Genomic DNA, 15,591 nt, shown 5'->3' on the forward strand with positions numbered 1-15,591 from the left:
GCCGGAAGGGTCCTCGGCCCAGGGAAAAGGCCGCAGACCACTCCGGTATGTCGAGAAGAACCGCCACGTGCTCCACGCCTCGGTGCTCAGCACCGAACGAGTGACCCCGAGCATGGTGAAGGTCACCATCGGGGGCCCCGAACTCGCGCAGTTCCATCCGTTCGGCGGGGATCAGATGCTGCGGCTTTTCTTCCGTAGGAGCGGCCAGAGCTCGTTGCGCCTTCCCACGCAGCGCAAGGGCGGATGGATGCGCGGTTACGCGCTCATGTCGAGCGCGGCCAGGCCGTACACCCGCTTCTACACCGTGCGTGCATTCCGGCCAGAGACACTGGAGATGGACATCGAGTTCGTCGTGCACGGCGACGCCGCGCCCGCCTCCGGGTGGGCGCTCCGAGCGGAACCAGGTGAACAGGTCGGGATCTTCGACGAAGGCGCCACGTTCCTGCCGCAGTCCCTGGACGGCTGGCAACTGCTCGCCGGAGACGAGAGCGCGCTTCCTGCGATACTCGCAATCCTGGACGGCGCGCCCGCCGACATGAGCGCGCACGTGTTCGTCGAGGTCCCGCACGCATCCGATATCCGAAACGTCACGGTACCCGACGGGATCAAGGTGCACTGGTTGCCGCGGGAGGACGACCGAGCCGTGCCCGGCAGGCTCGCTCTGCGGACGCTCACTTCGGCGCCATTGCCTGCGCAAAACCCCGCAAGGGCGTTTATCGCAGGCGAGAGCGGTCTCGCGACCGCCGCTCGCCGATTTCTCGTCAACGAGCGCGGGATGCAGAAGTCGGAGGTACGCTTCCTCGGCTACTGGAAGCACGGCCGCGCGAGCCTCTGAGGGCTTGTCGGTAATCGACACGTCGCTTTGATCTTTTTGTCCGGGGCAAGGAACCTCTCAGCGTCACCTGGTGTGACGGAGAGGGACGAAAAAGGAAAAGCAGGCCAGAGAAAATCTCTGACCTGCTTTTTCGCTGGTGGGCGATACTGGGATTGAACCAGTGACCCCTACCGTGTCAAGGTAGTGCTCTCCCACTGAGCTAATCGCCCGAGCTTGTCAACTCGGAGGTGGAGACGGGATTTGAACCCGTGTGGACGGCTTTGCAGGCCGCTGCCTCGCCTCTCGGCCACTCCACCGGAGGACCAGACGGAGAGGGTGGGCCCTCTTCGCCGATTCCGAGCGGACGACGGGATTCGAACCCGCGACCCTCACCTTGGCAAGGTGATGCTCTACCACTGAGCCACGTCCGCGTGCCGTGGGGACCGGACCCGGTTGGAGCCGGTTCCAGCGCCTCGCTGCATTAAGAACTGTAGCGGAAACTGGCCAGACGGCAAATCCGGTTCGCCATCGACCTCGGCCGACGGTGTCGCCGCCGTCCCGACGGTCCCACCGGGGAGGTGCGCCCGAACCGTTGAGATGTCGAGATATACAGGGAGGTGTGCGAGTACATGGGGAGACCGGCCGACGCGGCGGCACCGGGCGCGCCGCCGACGCGGCCATGCCCTGGGCGGCCGCGCGGCGCGCCGCGCGAGAACTGGGCGCCCGCAGCGGACCGGTGCCCGCGGTGCGCGAGCCGTTGGCCGCTGCGCTGGACGCGGCCCTGGCCGACGATCTGATCGCCCGCATCCCCCTGCCCCCGTTCGACGCCTCGGCAATGGACGGATACGCCGTCTGCGGTCCCGGCCCCTGGGCGCTGCGCGGCCAAATCCTCGCCGGACGCCCCTCCGACATCGACCTCCGTCCCGGCGAGGCGGCCGAGATCGCCACCGGTGCGCGCGTGCCCACCGGCACCACCGCGGTACTGCCCTATGAGCGTTCCGAGGTGCGCGACGCCTCGCTGCACGGTGCGATCGAATCCGGCCGCCATGTCCGCTGGCGGGGCGAAGAGCTCGCCGAGGGCTCCGTCGTGCTGCCGGCGGGGCAGACCGTGACCCCCGCCGTCCTGGGCCTGGCCGCGAGTCTCGCCCACGACGACCTCGCGGTGCGCCGGCCCAGGGTCGCGGCCTTCGTCAGCGGCGACGAGCTCGTCAACGACGGCGTCCCGGCCGTGGGCGCGGTCCGCGACGCCATCGGCCCGATGCTCGAAGGACTGGTGCGCTGGGGCGGGGGAACGCTCGCCTCGCGCGAGCGCATCGGTGACGGTTTCGCCGCGATGGTCTCGGCCCTCGGCGGTGCGGCCGGCGCCTCGGTCGTCGTGGTGTGCGGGGCCTCCTCGGCGGGGCCGGCCGACCACCTGCGTGGAGCATTGGCCGAACTGGGCGCCTCCGTCGTGGTCAACGGTGTGCGCTGTCGGCCCGGACACCCCCAGCTCCTGGGCCACCTGGGTCCCCCCTCCGAGCCGGGGACACTGGTCGTGGGACTGCCCGGGAACCCCAACGCCGCGCTCGTCGCCGCGCTCACCCTCCTCGTGCCGCTCCTGCGCGCGCTGGCCGACCGTCCCCCGGCCGACCCCGGCCTGGCCGCGGGCTGCCTCGTCGAGGGCGACGTCCGCCCGCACGAGCGCGACACCCGCCTGGTCGCGGTCCGTGTCGAGCAGGGGCGGGCCCGGCCGGTGGGCCACGACGGGCCCGCGGTGCTGCGCGGCGCGGCCCTGGCCGATGCCTTCGCCGTCATCCCGCCGGACTGGCGCGGCCCCGACGCGCGGCTGATGTGGCTGCCGCGCTGAGCCCCGGGGCCCGAGGCCCCCACTGAGTACAATCGCGCCAACGCCCACGTCCCGCCCAGAACGGAAAGTACGGAGCCCCAGTGCCCTCGACCCCGCTCCCCAAGGGACTGCTCGCCAAGCAGGTGCGCCACCCCGCACCGTTGCGCGAGAGCGTGCACGAGGCGCTGCTCGAGCTGATCACCCAGCGCGGACTGCCGCCGGGGCGGCATCTGGTCGAGAGCGAACTGGCGTCGATGCTCGGTGTCTCGCGTCAGCCCGTGCGCGAGGCCCTGCAACGGTTGGCCAACGAGGGCTGGGTGGACCTGCGCCCCGGTTACGGCGCGTTCGTGCACCAGCCCACCGAGAGCGAGGCCGAGCAGCTCCTGGCGGTGCGCGGACTCTTGGAGACGGAGTCGGCGCGCCTCGCGGCCCGCAGCGCCACCGCCGAGGGCCTGGAGCGGTTGCGCGCGGTGTACCGGTCGGGGGTGGCGGTTCTCGAAGGGGGCGGCGGGCCCCAGGAACTGGTCGAGGCCAATGCCGAGCTGCACCGCTGTGTCACCGAGCTGTCGGGCAACACGGTCCTGGCCGAACTCACCGGTCAGGTCGCGCGCCGGGTGCGCTGGTACCACGCGCTGGTGGCGGTCCAGCGGGGGAGCGGCGCCTGGGACGAGCACGCCGCGATCATCGCGGCCATCGCCGAGGGCCGCGAGGATGATGCGGGCCGGCTGATGCGCGAGCACACCGAGACGACCCGCCTGGCCTACCACGCCCGCGCCGCCCAGGACGGTTCGTCCCGGGTGTGAGCCCCGGGAGGCGCGGCGCTACTTCTTCGAGGCCCGCACCCCGGCCCGGTCGCGGCGGCGCCGGGGTCCGTAGGCGCCCAGGGCGCTCAACGCGCAGACCGCGCCGAACACCCCGGCCACCAGCACCGAGGAGGTACGGGCGTCCTGGGTGGGCAGGGTCAGGCCGAAGCCGATCGCGTCGCCCAGGTCGGAGGCGACCCGGATACCGATCGCGGTGTAGAGCGCCGCGCCGGAGGGGACCAGCAGCATCGCCGCGCCGCACGCGAGGTCCCGGGCGAGCACCGCCCGGGTCAGGGTCGCGACCTCGGGGTCGGCGACCTGCCCCGAGAGCGCTGTGGGCACGGTCATGGCCTCGGGGCTGGCGATGACGTAGAGCGCGTACCCCATGGTGAACACCCCCAGCGCGCGGGGCAGCAGCCGCAACGCGGTCGTGGCGGGGGTGTCGTCCAGGTAGTGGTCGCGCACGTAGCGGCTGAGGTTCATGCCCGCGCTCTGCCCGCTGGCACGGGCGTTAACCGCGTGCCGCGGGCAGAGCGTCTGGCATTATGCGTCCGGGGTGCGCCGGGGCTCGGGGGAGACCGCGCCGTGCTTGGTCGAGCCGCGCAGCAGCAGTCCGGCCTGGAGCGCGGCGTAGGCGACGATGAGCCCGCCCACCAGGCTGGTGGCGTGGATGCCGTCGGTGAAGGCGATCTGGGCGGTGGCCAACAGGTTCTCGCCGACAGGGCCGCCGATCTCCTCGGAGATGACAGCGGCGGCCCCCAGTGTCTCGCGGGCCCCGTCCATGGATGCGGCGTCCACCCCCGGTACCGCCGCGAGCTCCAGGCGGTACACACCCGTCAGCAGGCTGCCGAGGACCGCCACGCCCAGCGCTCCGCCCAGTTCGTAGGCGGTCTCCGACACCGCGGAGGCGGCGCCGGCGCGCTCGGGGGGAGCGGCGGTGATGATGGCGTCGTTGGTCAGGGTCTCGGAAATGCCCACTCCGAAGCCCACCAGGGCGAAGGCGCCCATGACCAGGACGGTGCCGCCCTCCAGGGGCAGCTGGGTGAGGGCGAGGAAACCGGTGGCGGTCAACGACAGGCCCATCACGATCATGGTGCCCAGGGTCAACCGGCGGGCGAGCACCACTGCCACCAGGTGTCCCACTACGGCCAGGGTCAGCCCGGGCAGGAGCAGCAGGCCGGCCTTGAGCGGGGTGATGCCCAGGACCAGCTGGATGTACTGGGTGAGGAAGAACAGGGAGGAGACCATCGCGAAGACCACCATGAGGTTGGTGGCGATGCTGACGCTGAACGTGCGGATGGCGAACAGCCGCATGTCCAGCATCGGCGACTCCAGGCTCAGCTGGCGGCGGACGAACACCCAGCCCAGCGTCAGGCCCAGCGCGATGGAGGCGAGTGCCAGCAGGGTGGGGCCGTTGGCCGCGATCTTCTTGACGCCGTAGACGACCGGCAGGATGGCCAGCAGTGACAAGGCCGCACTGGGCAGGTCGTAGCGGCCGGGTGCGGGGTCGCGGAACTCCGGCACCAGAATCGGGGTGAGGACCAGGATCAGCGCCATCACCGGCAGGTTGATCAGGAAGACCGAGCCCCAGTGGAAGTGCTCCAGCAGCCAGCCGCCCAGGATCGGGCCCAGCGCGGCGCCGCCGGAGAACATCGTGCCCCACACCGCGATGGCCATCAGGCGCTGGCGCGGGTCGAGGAAGATGTTGCGCAGCAGCGACAGGGTTGAGGGCATCAGGGTGGCCCCGGCCAGGCCCAGAAGGGCGCGCGCGGCGATGAGCACCTCGGAACTGGGGGAGTAGGCCGCCAGCAACGAGGCCAGACCGAATCCGGCCGAGCCGATCATCAGCAGTCGGCGCCGCCCGATGCGGTCGCCGAGGGTGCCCATCGTGACCAGGAGCCCGGCCAGCATGAACGCGTAGATGTCGATGATCCACAGCAGCTGGGTGCCCGAGGGGCGCAGTTCCTCGCTGAGGAAGGGCACGGCGAAACCGAGCACGGTCATGTCCACGGAGATCAGCAGGACCGGAAGGGTCAGGACGGCCAGTGCTGCCCACGCCCGCGGTCCGGCGGTGGGCGGGCCCCCGCTCGCGGGCGTCCGGGGGTGGGCGGCGGCGGAACTCATGGTCGCTCGGTTTCTGCTCGTGATCGGTGTGTCGGTCGAGTGAGAGGTTGTCCGGTCATGGGACTAATCGCGCTCTCAACCGTCCAGACGGTACAGTACCGTCTGGACGGTAAATTACCGTCTGGACGGTAAAGTGGCAACCGTGAGTTCTTCGACAACGCGCGACCGCATCCTGGATGCGCTCCAGGACGTCCTGATCGAGGGCGGGACCTCCGCAGCCACGCTGGAGAGCGTCGCCGCCGCCGCGGGAGTCTCCAAGGGCGGCCTGCTCTACCACTTCCCGTCCAAGGCGGCCATGATGATCGGGCTGGTCCGGCGCATGAGCGACCGTGCCGAGGAGGAGTTCCGCGAGTGTGTGGCGCAACCGGGCGGTGTCGTGCGCGCCTGCCTGCGTACCTCGCTGCCGGGGTCGTCGGAGGAGGCCGCGCTCTACTGGTCGGTCATCGCCTCCCTGCGCAGCAAGGAGGACCTCCCCGACGAGGCGCGCGACCTCATCCACAACCTGTTCGCGCAGTGGTCCACCCTGCTGCGCGAGGAGATCGACGATCCGGTCCTGGCCGAGACCATCCGGCTGGTGGGCGACGGCCTCTACCTCACCGCCATCGCGGGTCTGCCCCAGCCCGACCCCGAGGTGATCGAGCAGATGATCGAACGTCTCGTGGCCCAGGCCGACGCCGCCCGCTCGGTGTCCTGATCCGGCCGGGGTCCGAGCACGGCCGTGTCGGTATCCGTCCTGCTCAGCCTGCGTCGCCCCGCTCGCGGATCAGCCGCACGGACTCCTCGACCAGTTCCTCGGGGGAGCACGCGATGTCCAGGACCCACCCGGCCTCGTCGGTGCCCAGTGGTTCCAGGGTGGCCGCCTGCGAGGCCAGTAGGCCGGGGGGCATGAAGTGGTCGGCGCGGGCGCGCAGCCGCTCCCCGATCAGTTCCGTGGTGCCGTCCAGGTGGATGAAGGCCACGCCGGGCGCTTTGCTGCGCAGGATGTCGCGGTAGGAGTGCTTGAGCGCCGAGCAGGCCATGATCGTGGTGGCCCCGGCACGGTCGTGCTCGCCGATCCAGGCGGCCAGCGACTCCAGCCAGGGGCGCCGGTCGTTGTCGGTCAGCGCGACCCCGCTGGACATCTTGGCGATGTTGGCGGCCGGGTGGAAGGCGTCGGCCTCGGCGTAGGGCAGCCCCAGGCGCTCGGAGACCCGAAGCGCAACGGTGCTCTTGCCGCTGCCGGACACACCCATGAAGACGAAGTGCATGTGACGGACTCTCGTTCTTTAATAGTGATACGAATTGCGGCGCATGATTGCTGCGCCTTCATCAAGCACGAGGGAGACCGATGACCGACGCGGACCACCGAACGCTGCACAATCGCGTCCTGGCGGCCCTGGGCCCGGCGATCGCCGCCGGCGAGTTCGCCCCCGGTCACGTGTTCACCCTGGAGCGGTTGGAACGCGAGTACGGCGTCTCGCGCACCGTTGCCCGCGAGGCGGTGCGGGTGTTGGAGTCGATGCACCTGGTGTACAGCCGTCCGCGACTGGGGGTGCGCGTGCGTCCCCAGGACGAGTGGAGCGTCTTCGACCCCCAGCTCATCCGCTGGCGCCTGGCCGGCTCGGCCCGCACCCACCAACTGCGCTCGCTGACCGAACTGCGCGCGGCCGTGGAACCCCAGGCCGCGGCTGCCGCTGCCCGGCGCGCCCCCGAGGAGGAGCGCCGGCGCCTGGTCGAGATCAACGAGGCCATGCTCGCCACCGGTGCCGCGGGCGACCTCGAGGCGTTCCTCGACCTGGACATCCAGTTCCACCGGCTGGTCCTTCGGTTGTCGGGCAACGAGATGTTCGCCGGCCTGTCGGGGGTGGTGGCCGAGGTACTGGCAGGGCGTACCGCCTACGACCTCATGCCCCACCACCCCCGCCCGGAGGCGCTGCGGCTGCACACCCACGTGGCGGCCGCCGTGCGCGACGGCCTCCCCGCGGTGGCGGAGGCCGCCATGCGCGCCATCGTTGACGAGGTCGTCGAGGCGCTGGAGGAGCTCGGCTAGAACACCAGGCTCAGGAGCAGCGCGAAGGTGAAGCCGACCACGCCGATCAGGGTCTCCATGACCGTCCACGTCTTGAGGGTGGTCTTGACGTCCATGTTGAGGAAGCGTCCGACCAGCCAGAAACCGGAGTCGTTGACGTGGCTGAGCACGGTCGAACCACAGGCGATCGCGATCACGATCAGCGCCAGGTTGACGGAGGACAGTCCCGAGGTCTCGGCCACCGCCGGAGCGATCAGCGCCGCGGCGGTGGTCAGGGCCACCGTCGCCGACCCCTGGGCCACCCGCAGGCAGGTGGCGATCACGAAGGCCGCCACGATCACCGGCAGCCCGGTGGCCTCCAGGCTGGAGGACAGCGCGTCGCCGATGCCGCTGGCGCGCAGCACGCCGCCGAACATCCCGCCCGCGCCGGTGATCAGGATGATGGAGCAGACCGGGCCCAGCGCGCCGTTGGCCAGCTCCTCGACCCGGTCGCGGCTCAGACGGCCCCAGGTCAGCACGAACATGCTGACCAGTGCCGTGATCAGCAGGGCAACGGGGGTCTGGCCGATGAGCAGCAGCGCCTGGACCACCGGGTTGTCACCGTCGAGCGCTCCGGAGGTGACCAGGGTGTTGGTGCCGGTGTTGGCGAAGATCAGGATCAGCGGCAGCACCAGGATGCCCACGACGGAGGCGAAGCGGGGCGGGTTCTCGTAGGCGAGCTCGCCGTCGGCGGTGAAGTCCTCGGGAACCGGGATCTCCCAGCGCTTGCCGGCGTAGCGGGAGAACAGGTAGGAGGCGATGTACCAGGTGGGGATGCCCAGGAGGGTGCCGACCAGCAGGGTCAGTCCCATGTCGGCGCCGATCAGGTCGGCGGCGGCCACCGGGCCGGGGTGCGGGGGCACGAACGCGTGCATCACCGCGAAGGCGCCCGCTGCGGGCAGCGCGTAGAGCAGTACCGACCCGCCCACGCGTCGGGCGACGCTGAAGACGATCGGCAGCATGACGACCAGGCCGGCGTCGAAGAAGATCGGGAAGCCGAACAGCAGACAGGCCACGCCCAGCGCCATCGGGGCGCGTTTCTCCCCGAACGTGGAGATCAACGTGTTGGCCAGCACGGCGGCACCGCCGGTGACTTCCAGCATCCGCCCGATCATCACACCGAGCCCGACCAGCAGGGCGACGCTGGCCAGGGTGCTGCCGAAGCCGCCCAGCAGGGTCGGCATGACGTTGACCAGTGGGATCCTGGTGGCCAGGGCGGTCAGCAGGCTGACCAGCACCAGTGCCACGAAGGCGTGCATCCTCAACTTCATGATCAAGAACAGCAGCACGCCGACGGCGCCGAGCGCGATCAGCAGCAGTGGAACGGTCCCGTAGGCGGGCTCGATCGCTTCCATGGTGGGCCTCCGGTGGGAAAAGGCAGGTGGGAGGTGGTGGGACGGGGGCGGCGCCATGCCGCGGATCACATTGCCGGAATGGTAACACCATTAATGGGAATTGGTGAGAAGGGTTGTGTGGAAATGTGACGCCGGCCGGACGGTCGTGCAGTTCGTGTGCCCCAGAACACAGTCGCGCGCTCCGATCGGACCCGTCCCGGTCGTTGCGACCTGCGTGCACACCCCACCCGCCCAAGACGCGAACGCGAAGGGGCTGGACACGCGAACAGCCGACTGGTGCGGTAGTACCTGCACCACATTCGTTGGTAGCGGAGACGCTGGTGCCGGTGCCGGGCGGGACCGGCCAGACTGAGATGGTCACAAGCCACGGGACGGCAACGAAAGTGCGGGGCGGATGCGAAGGCTGATCAACCAGGTGCGTCCCTATCAATGGGGGTCGTCCACCGCGATCCCCCGCCTGTTGGGAACACCCCCCGACGGCCGGCCCCAGGCCGAGCTCTGGCTGGGCGCGCACCCGGGCGCCCCCAGCGCGCTGCTGACCGAGGACGGCGAACGCTCCTTCGACAGCGTCATCACCGCCGACCCCAAGGAAGTGCTGGGCGAGCGCACCGTGACCACCTTCGGTGAACGGCTGCCCTTCCTGCTCAAGGTCCTGGCCGCCGACGCTCCGTTGTCGCTGCAGGTGCACCCCGACGCCGACCGCGCCCACGCGGGGTTCGCCCTGGAAGAGGCGAAGGGGATCGCCGCGGACGCCCCCGAGCGCAACTACCGCGACCCCAACCACAAGCCCGAACTGGTGCTGGCGCTGGAGCCCTTCGAGGCGCTGTGCGGATTTCGTTCTCCTCGGGATGCCTGTGTCGAGCTGGCCGGTTTCACCTCGCCCCTGGCCCGCGCCTTGCACGAGGACCTCGCCCGGCCCGACGAGCGCACCGCGCTGCGCTCGGCCATGACCCGGCTGTTGACCCTGCCGCGCGACGATCGTGCCGAACTCGTGGACACGATGGTCGCCGAGCTCGCCCTGCGGCCCCGGTGCGGTCCGCACGCCGCCACCGTCGCCGAGCTCGCCCACCGCTACCCCGGCGACCCCGGGGCGGTGGCCGCGCTCCTGCTCAACCGGATCACCCTGCAACCGGGGGAAGCCCTCTTCCTGCCCGCCGGCAACGTCCACGCCTACCTGCGGGGGGTGGCCGTCGAGGTCATGGCCAGTTCCGACAACGTGTTGCGCGCCGGTCTGACGGGCAAGCACGTCAACCCCGTCGAACTGCTCGACGTCGTGGACTTCGCGGTTCTGCCGATCCCCTACGCCAGCCCCGCGCGCGAGGCCAACCGATTGGACTACCGTCCCGCGGTCCCCGACTTCGCCCTGTCGGTGCTGGAGCCCGGCAGCGGACCGACGGTGCTCGACGGGGGCGCGCCGTCGATCGTGCTCGTGCTGGAGGGGGCGGCGCGCATGCGTGCACAGTGCGGATCCGAACTCGTGCTGGTCCGGGGCGAGTCGGCCTTCGTGGCAGCCTCCGACGGTGCGATCGCCGTCGACGGCGGCGCGCACGCCGTGGTGGCCACGACCGGGGCCCTGGACTGAACCGCCTGGGCCGAGCCCTCGGGCGGGGCGGGGGTGCCGTCGGCACGCTCGTGACCCCGCTAGGCTGAAGAGTTCCGTCACCTCCACGACAAGGGGCTTTACCCATGGCGCTTGAGCGTCCCGAGATCGACTTCATCGACGGCCCGCCCCCGAGCGAGCTTCAGGTCACCGACATCTCCGTCGGCGACGGCGCCGCCGCGGAGCCCGGCTCCACGGTCCACGTGCACTACGTCGGTGTGGCCCACTCCAGCGGCGAGGAGTTCGACGCCTCCTGGAACCGCGGCGAGCCGCTGGTCTTCCCGCTGGGTGCGGGCCGGGTCATCGCCGGCTGGGACCAGGGCGTAGCGGGGATGCGCGTGGGCGGCCGGCGTCAGCTGGTCATCCCGCCGCACCTGGGCTACGGCGACCGCGGCGCGGGTGCCGTCATCAAGCCGGGCGAGACGCTGATCTTCGTGGTCAACCTCATCGGTGTGAGCTGACGCGTCACCCCGATCGCGGGGCCGTTCCCCGCCGACGGGGAACGGCCCCGCGACGTTTGGAGCGGCTCCGCCGGCAAGGGAAGCCGACCATTATTACCAGAGTATTCCTCTGTCGCTTTTCACGTTGCTAATCTCCTGGCATGGAGCCAGTGTTTTATCGGCAGTTCGCGGTCAAATTGTCCCTTCCTGACAAAACCCTTCAGGGAGTCACCGAACTCGCCGAAACGGGCAATTTGCGTTTTGGTCCGCTGATTCAATGGGCGCAGTCCTGGGCGGACTACTTCGGTCAGCCCGTTCCCTGGCAGGCCAGTCAGAACGGGAAGCTCGTGCGCGAGGGGGTGGCGCGGCCGGCGTCGGCCGACCGCGCCACGGTGGAGGGCAGCTCCCGGTAGGACGTTCACCACCACCGGGAGCCGCCGGTCTGGGTCAGCCGAACAACTCCTCGTGGGCGGCGAAGGCCGTCGCGATCTCCACCTGGGCCCAGAACCGGTGCCGCTGAACGATCGGGGCGGGCACGTTCTCCGGGTCGGCCAGGTGCGCCTCCACGTCCGGCCACATCGGGTCGTCCTCCAGGAAGGAACGGATCGACAGGAAGGTGGCTCCCGGCTCGATCACGTCGCCGTTGGGCATCGTGCCGGAGAAGCCCGGAGGAATGTAGAGGCCGTCCTGGCTCTGGGAATCCCAGGTGTCGGTCAGCCGGCTCCAGTCGGGCTGGTCGGGAGTGGTGATGCCCAGATCCCCGCTGTGGGCCAGTAGGGCGTCCAGCAACCCCTCGCCGGTTGCGCGGGCGTCGGCGTCGCCGGAGCCCTCGGCGTAGTACAGCAGGGTCTTGGCCAGCGCTGCGGCCACACCGACATCCTGGCTGTAGTCCTGCACGTCCACGTGCAGGCCCGGGTTGCCCGTGGACGTCCCGGTCCAGGTGTCGGGCTGGCCCGACCACGTGAGGTTGGCGGGGACCTGGAAGTCGGCCCCGCCGTTGTCGGTGTCGGTGTGCTCGATGGCCCACGGCACCCACGTGTCGAGGATGGCCTCGGCCCGCGGGTCACCGGTCACCTGGTAGAGCTGGGCCACGCGCTCCATGTTCCACACCTGGAAACCGAACCAGTTGTTGGAGGGCGGGTCGTTCCACACCGGCTGCCAGTCGTAGTACATGCCGTAGAACGTTGACAGTCCGCCCGGGGGCTGGGCGTAGCTTCCGCCCCAGCTGTTCGTTGCCCCGCCGGCGATGCCGCCTTCGGATGCCTGCAGCCACTGCAGGAACTCCAGCTGCCGGTCGTAACTGATGGCCCAGTCGTCGGCACCGGTGGGGGAGGCCGGCTTGAGCTCGGGAACCTGCGACAGCGCGTAGGCGGCCAGCACGTTCTGGTAGCCCTGGTGGGAGGCGCTGGAGCCGATGCGCCACGCCCACGGCGAGGATGTGTCGGTCGCCCCGCCCCAGGCGTAGTACCAGGACATCAGGTAGTGCGCGCTGTCCTTTCCACTGGCGCCCTGGCAGGCAGAGGCCCCTACGCAGTCGCCGATCTCCTTGAAGTACTTGTCGAACATCGCGTAGCGCAGGTAGTCGCCCATCTTGGCCGCGTCGTCCAGCAGTCCGTCCAGCTCGCCGCCGTTGCCCTGCTCCTCGGCCCACTGCTGCGCCCAGAACATCACCTGGACGGCGCGCGCGTCGGCGTCGGGGGCATTGGTGTAGCGCCACTGCTCGGCATAGTCGGAGTCGTCGGTGAACAGGTCGAGGTAGCCGTTGGGACCGCCGTGCTCGAAGGTCTCGCAGGAGGGATGGGGGACGGTTTCCCAGACCGACTCCTTGGAGCCGCGCTGGTAGCTGTTCATGTAGACGGGGGCGTCGTCGGAGCCGTCACCGCAGAACCCGAAGCCGTAGACGTTGTCCACGTCCAGCAGCCAGTGCATCCCGTACACCTCGTCGGTGCCGTAGGTGCTGCTGAGCTCGGTGGCGATCGGGTCGTTGCCCACGTTGACGTTCTGCTGTAGGGCCGAGGGGTAGCCGTCCATGTTGGGCTGCTCGGGGATGTAGGTCGCCGGAGAACCGGGGTTGTAGGCGGCGTTGGTCGGCTGGTCGGCCGTGCCGGGGATGATGAAGGCCTCCATCGACTCCCAGGCGTCGTGCAGCGGCTCCCAGTCACCGGTGACCCGCCCGTAGTAGGCCTCCAGCCAGAGGTAGTAGCTGAACGCCTCCGACGTGGTCTGGTGCCCGTGGTCGGGGGCCTCCACGATCATCGTTTCGATGGAGTGGTAGGGGACCAGGAGCCCGTCGAACTCGCGGAAGTATCCGCTGGCGGGGTCCTTGATCTTCTCGTACTGCTCCAGGAACGCCTCGTCGTAGGCCGAAGCCGAGGCCGAGGTCTCGCGCACGGTCACGGTCGCGGCGTCGTGGCCGCTGGCGGAGACGGTGAAGACGGCCTCGCCCGGGTCGCCGCCATTGTCGGCGGAGGCCACGGTGACCTGCTGGGGCTGGTCCCAGTTGCTCGTGGTGAACGACAGGGAGGCGCCGCTGGAGACGCTCAGGTCGGAGCTGCCGGAGCTGCGTGCCACCGTTGCGGTGACGGTGCCCGAGGGCTGGTTGGACAGCTTCACCCCGAAGGTCGCCGTCTGGCCCTGGCGGACGCGCACGGTGGCGGGGGTGGCCAGGAGGCCCGGTGTGTCCAGGACCTGCACCGTGACGGGTGCGGAAACGGTGCTGGCACCGGCGTCGTCGTAGGCCGTCGCGGTCAGTGCGTGCCGGCCGGCCGTGGCGTTGGTCCAGGAGAACGTGTAGGGGGCGGTGGTGTCGGTGCCCAGTACCGTGCCGTTGGCCGCGAACTCCACCCGGTTGACAGAACCATCGGAGTCCGACGCGCTGGCTGCCAGGTTCACTGCCTGGCCCACCAGGAAGGACGCGTTGGCCGCGGGCGCGGTCAGCGCAACCTCGGGGGCGACGTTTCCGGGGTTGCCCCCACCGCAGGGGGCACCGTTGACGGTGAACGACCCGGGGGCGGTGTTGGTGCCCGAGTAGGTGGCCTGGAAGCCGAACGACGTTGACTGACCGGGGGCGATGGAGGGGGCCCAGGCGGGGTGCTGGGCGGTGACGGCCGTTCCGCTCTGGGCCACGACCGCGTTCCAGCCGTTGCTGATCTGCTGGTTGCCGGGGAAGGTCCAGCCCACCGACCAGTTGTTGATGGCTTCGCTGCCCTCGTTGTGCACGGAGACGTTGGCGGTGAAGCCCGTCCCCCATTCATTGCTGACCTGGTAGTCCACGGAGCAGGCCACGGCGGCCGCTTGAGCTGGGCCGGGCGTCATCAACGCCGCGACCATCGCCGCGGCGAGCGCGCCCGGCAGCAGCGCGCGTCTGCGCGCGGAGGAGAAGGATGCGAATTTCACGGGGGGCGACCTCCGGATTTCCCGGTCCCTGGTCGTGCCGCTTCGCACGGGCATGGCGCTGAGCGGCGCGACTTCGCCTCGGCGGGGACCGCGTCGTCACAAAAAGCGGGTGCGGGGCCGTCCTGCGGGAGGTGCGGACGACACAGCGGGGGAGGCGCGCGGTGGGTCGGGGGTGGGGCCGGGCGCCGGCGGGTCAGCGGGGGGACAGACGGATCGTGGCCCGGTGGTCGAGGGGGTGGCACCGGGCGCCGTGGCTGCCGTACTCCTTCCGAACAGTTCCACCGATATTTTGGGAGCGCTCCCACGCGACTTCGAGAGCTCCGGCCGCCATTTCCCCATCCACCGGGGTGGTGGGGGCGAACCCCGGTGGATGGGGAGCGGAGCCGGAAGTCGAGAAGGGCTCTCAATGGGGAGATTAACCCCAGAAATGCCCGGTGTAAACGGTCTGTAAATAATAACTTGACCGGTTTTGTTCTCCGGGCCCGTCTTTGTGGAATCCGTACTGGTGGGGGTGTTTTTTCGCCGTTTCCCCGCTCGTGCGGCCCCCGTTGCGTCCCGCTGCCGGTCGGTAGGGTTCTCGGGCCGGACCAGTGCGAGGGAGGGCCCGACCGAGATGGTGTCGGACGACCGCGCGGGAGTGGGGTTCACCCTGGGGCGCCCCGTACCCGATGACATCAACGGGGTGCTCGCCTGCCGCGCGACTCCCGCACCCGACGGCGCAGCCGCCCCGGGACTGCTCCCTGGCGAGGAGGACCACATCCGTGCCATGGTCGATTCCTGGATCGGGGACTGGCACGACCGGGGTATCGGCTACTGGGTCCTTCGCGGGCGCGCGCACGCAGGATCGGGGAGCAGACCGATCCTGGGCGAGGGCGGAGTCCGCTACTCCCCGACCCCGGTCGGCGAGGTCTTCAACCTCTACTACCGCCTCGACTTCCGGGTGCGCGGGCGCGGGTGGGCCCGGCTGCTGGCCCGCCTCGCCGTGATCGCCGCGCACGCCCACGACCCCGACACCGTCGTGATCGCGCGGATGGCGCCGGACAACCACGCTTCGCACCGCACCGCGCTGGCGGCGGGGTTGCGCCCCGTGGGACGGGACGCCTCCGGACGCCTCGCGCTGGCCGACCGCCCGATCGACGGGCGTCTCACATGGGCGCTGGCCGCTCTGTGACCGCCCGACGGACGTC

The 15,591-nt window shown here is 70.3% G+C and carries 14 protein-coding genes and 3 tRNA genes; 9 read left to right on the forward strand and 8 right to left on the reverse strand.

Annotated elements, in window-relative coordinates; all coding sequences use genetic code 11:
- The first annotated feature begins 67 nt into the window (after positions 1-67).
- A complete protein-coding gene (locus AC0VYP_RS08260) occupies positions 68-835 on the forward strand; it encodes a siderophore-interacting protein (RefSeq protein WP_475473314.1) in 768 nt (255 codons plus the stop codon).
- A 134-nt stretch (positions 836-969) separates the two neighbouring features.
- Here AC0VYP_RS08260 and AC0VYP_RS08265 read toward each other — a convergent pair.
- From AC0VYP_RS08265 to AC0VYP_RS08275, 3 genes are all read right to left on the reverse strand, one after another.
- A tRNA-Val gene (locus AC0VYP_RS08265) sits at positions 970-1,044 on the reverse strand.
- A 16-nt stretch (positions 1,045-1,060) separates the two neighbouring features.
- Positions 1,061-1,131: transfer RNA gene (locus AC0VYP_RS08270), tRNA-Cys, on the reverse strand.
- Between the two features lie 42 nt (positions 1,132-1,173).
- Positions 1,174-1,245: transfer RNA gene (locus AC0VYP_RS08275), tRNA-Gly, on the reverse strand.
- A 248-nt stretch (positions 1,246-1,493) separates the two neighbouring features.
- On the opposite strand from AC0VYP_RS08275, the gene AC0VYP_RS08280 reads away from it, so the two are divergent.
- Both AC0VYP_RS08280 and AC0VYP_RS08285 read left to right on the forward strand, forming a co-directional pair.
- Positions 1,494-2,660: a molybdopterin molybdotransferase MoeA gene (locus AC0VYP_RS08280; protein ID WP_475474197.1), complete on the forward strand. Its 1,167-nt coding sequence runs from the start codon at positions 1,494-1,496 to the stop codon at positions 2,658-2,660.
- Positions 2,661-2,740: 80 nt separating this feature from the next.
- The gene (locus AC0VYP_RS08285) at positions 2,741-3,442 is read left to right on the forward strand and encodes a GntR family transcriptional regulator (RefSeq protein WP_285760532.1); all 702 of its coding nucleotides are present in this window, start codon (positions 2,741-2,743) and stop codon (positions 3,440-3,442) included.
- 18 nt (positions 3,443-3,460) lie between these two features.
- Here AC0VYP_RS08285 and AC0VYP_RS08290 read toward each other — a convergent pair whose 3' ends face one another.
- Together AC0VYP_RS08290 and AC0VYP_RS08295 are read right to left on the reverse strand one after the other, a co-directional pair.
- Positions 3,461-3,925 carry a hypothetical protein gene (locus AC0VYP_RS08290; protein WP_285760531.1) on the reverse strand — a complete coding sequence of 155 codons (465 nt, stop codon included), beginning with the start codon at positions 3,923-3,925 and terminating at the stop codon, positions 3,461-3,463.
- A 60-nt stretch (positions 3,926-3,985) separates the two neighbouring features.
- Positions 3,986-5,566, reverse strand: a complete 1,581-nt coding sequence (locus AC0VYP_RS08295; protein WP_285760530.1) for an MFS transporter — start codon at positions 5,564-5,566, stop codon at positions 3,986-3,988.
- A 142-nt stretch (positions 5,567-5,708) separates the two neighbouring features.
- Here AC0VYP_RS08295 and AC0VYP_RS08300 point away from each other — a divergent pair, with 142 nt between their 5' ends.
- Positions 5,709-6,260 carry a TetR/AcrR family transcriptional regulator gene (locus AC0VYP_RS08300; protein WP_285760529.1) on the forward strand — a complete coding sequence of 184 codons (552 nt, stop codon included), beginning with the start codon at positions 5,709-5,711 and terminating at the stop codon, positions 6,258-6,260.
- 43 nt (positions 6,261-6,303) lie between these two features.
- Here AC0VYP_RS08300 and AC0VYP_RS08305 read toward each other — a convergent pair whose 3' ends face one another.
- The gene (locus AC0VYP_RS08305) at positions 6,304-6,813 is read right to left on the reverse strand and encodes a gluconokinase (RefSeq protein WP_285760528.1); all 510 of its coding nucleotides are present in this window, start codon (positions 6,811-6,813) and stop codon (positions 6,304-6,306) included.
- Positions 6,814-6,893: 80 nt separating this feature from the next.
- Between AC0VYP_RS08305 and AC0VYP_RS08310 the strand changes: the two genes are divergently transcribed.
- Positions 6,894-7,595 carry a FadR/GntR family transcriptional regulator gene (locus AC0VYP_RS08310; RefSeq protein ID WP_285760527.1) on the forward strand — a complete coding sequence of 234 codons (702 nt, stop codon included), beginning with the start codon at positions 6,894-6,896 and terminating at the stop codon, positions 7,593-7,595.
- On the opposite strand, the gene AC0VYP_RS08315 is transcribed toward AC0VYP_RS08310, so the two are convergent.
- Complete coding sequence (locus AC0VYP_RS08315) at positions 7,592-8,968, reverse strand: GntP family permease (protein WP_475473317.1); 1,377 nt, start codon at positions 8,966-8,968, stop codon at positions 7,592-7,594. The two genes, AC0VYP_RS08310 and AC0VYP_RS08315, sit on opposite strands and share 4 nt — an antisense overlap.
- Before the next feature lie 394 nt (positions 8,969-9,362).
- On the opposite strand from AC0VYP_RS08315, the gene manA reads away from it, so the two are divergent.
- The 3 genes from manA to AC0VYP_RS08330 all read left to right on the forward strand — a co-directional run bounded on the left by manA (position 9,363) and on the right by AC0VYP_RS08330 (position 11,421).
- The gene (gene manA, locus AC0VYP_RS08320) at positions 9,363-10,550 is read left to right on the forward strand and encodes a mannose-6-phosphate isomerase, class I (protein WP_475473319.1); all 1,188 of its coding nucleotides are present in this window, start codon (positions 9,363-9,365) and stop codon (positions 10,548-10,550) included.
- A gap of 104 nt (positions 10,551-10,654) precedes the next feature.
- Positions 10,655-11,029 (forward strand): FKBP-type peptidyl-prolyl cis-trans isomerase, encoded by a 375-nt coding sequence (locus tag AC0VYP_RS08325; RefSeq protein WP_475473320.1) that lies wholly within the window; start codon positions 10,655-10,657, stop codon positions 11,027-11,029.
- 149 nt (positions 11,030-11,178) lie between these two features.
- A complete protein-coding gene (locus tag AC0VYP_RS08330; RefSeq protein WP_475473321.1) occupies positions 11,179-11,421 on the forward strand; it encodes a hypothetical protein in 243 nt (80 codons plus the stop codon).
- A 34-nt stretch (positions 11,422-11,455) separates the two neighbouring features.
- Here the strand turns inward: AC0VYP_RS08330 and AC0VYP_RS08335 are convergent, their stop codons facing one another.
- Complete coding sequence (locus AC0VYP_RS08335; protein WP_475474198.1) at positions 11,456-14,338, reverse strand: glycoside hydrolase family 48 protein; 2,883 nt, start codon at positions 14,336-14,338, stop codon at positions 11,456-11,458.
- Between the two features lie 679 nt (positions 14,339-15,017).
- On the opposite strand from AC0VYP_RS08335, the gene AC0VYP_RS08340 reads away from it, so the two are divergent.
- On the forward strand, positions 15,018-15,575 hold the full coding sequence (locus AC0VYP_RS08340; protein WP_285760522.1) for a GNAT family N-acetyltransferase: 558 nt from the start codon (positions 15,018-15,020) through the stop codon (positions 15,573-15,575).
- The last annotated feature ends 16 nt before the right edge of the window (positions 15,576-15,591 follow it).

Source organism: Nocardiopsis sp. iso_186 (genome assembly GCF_056173365.1).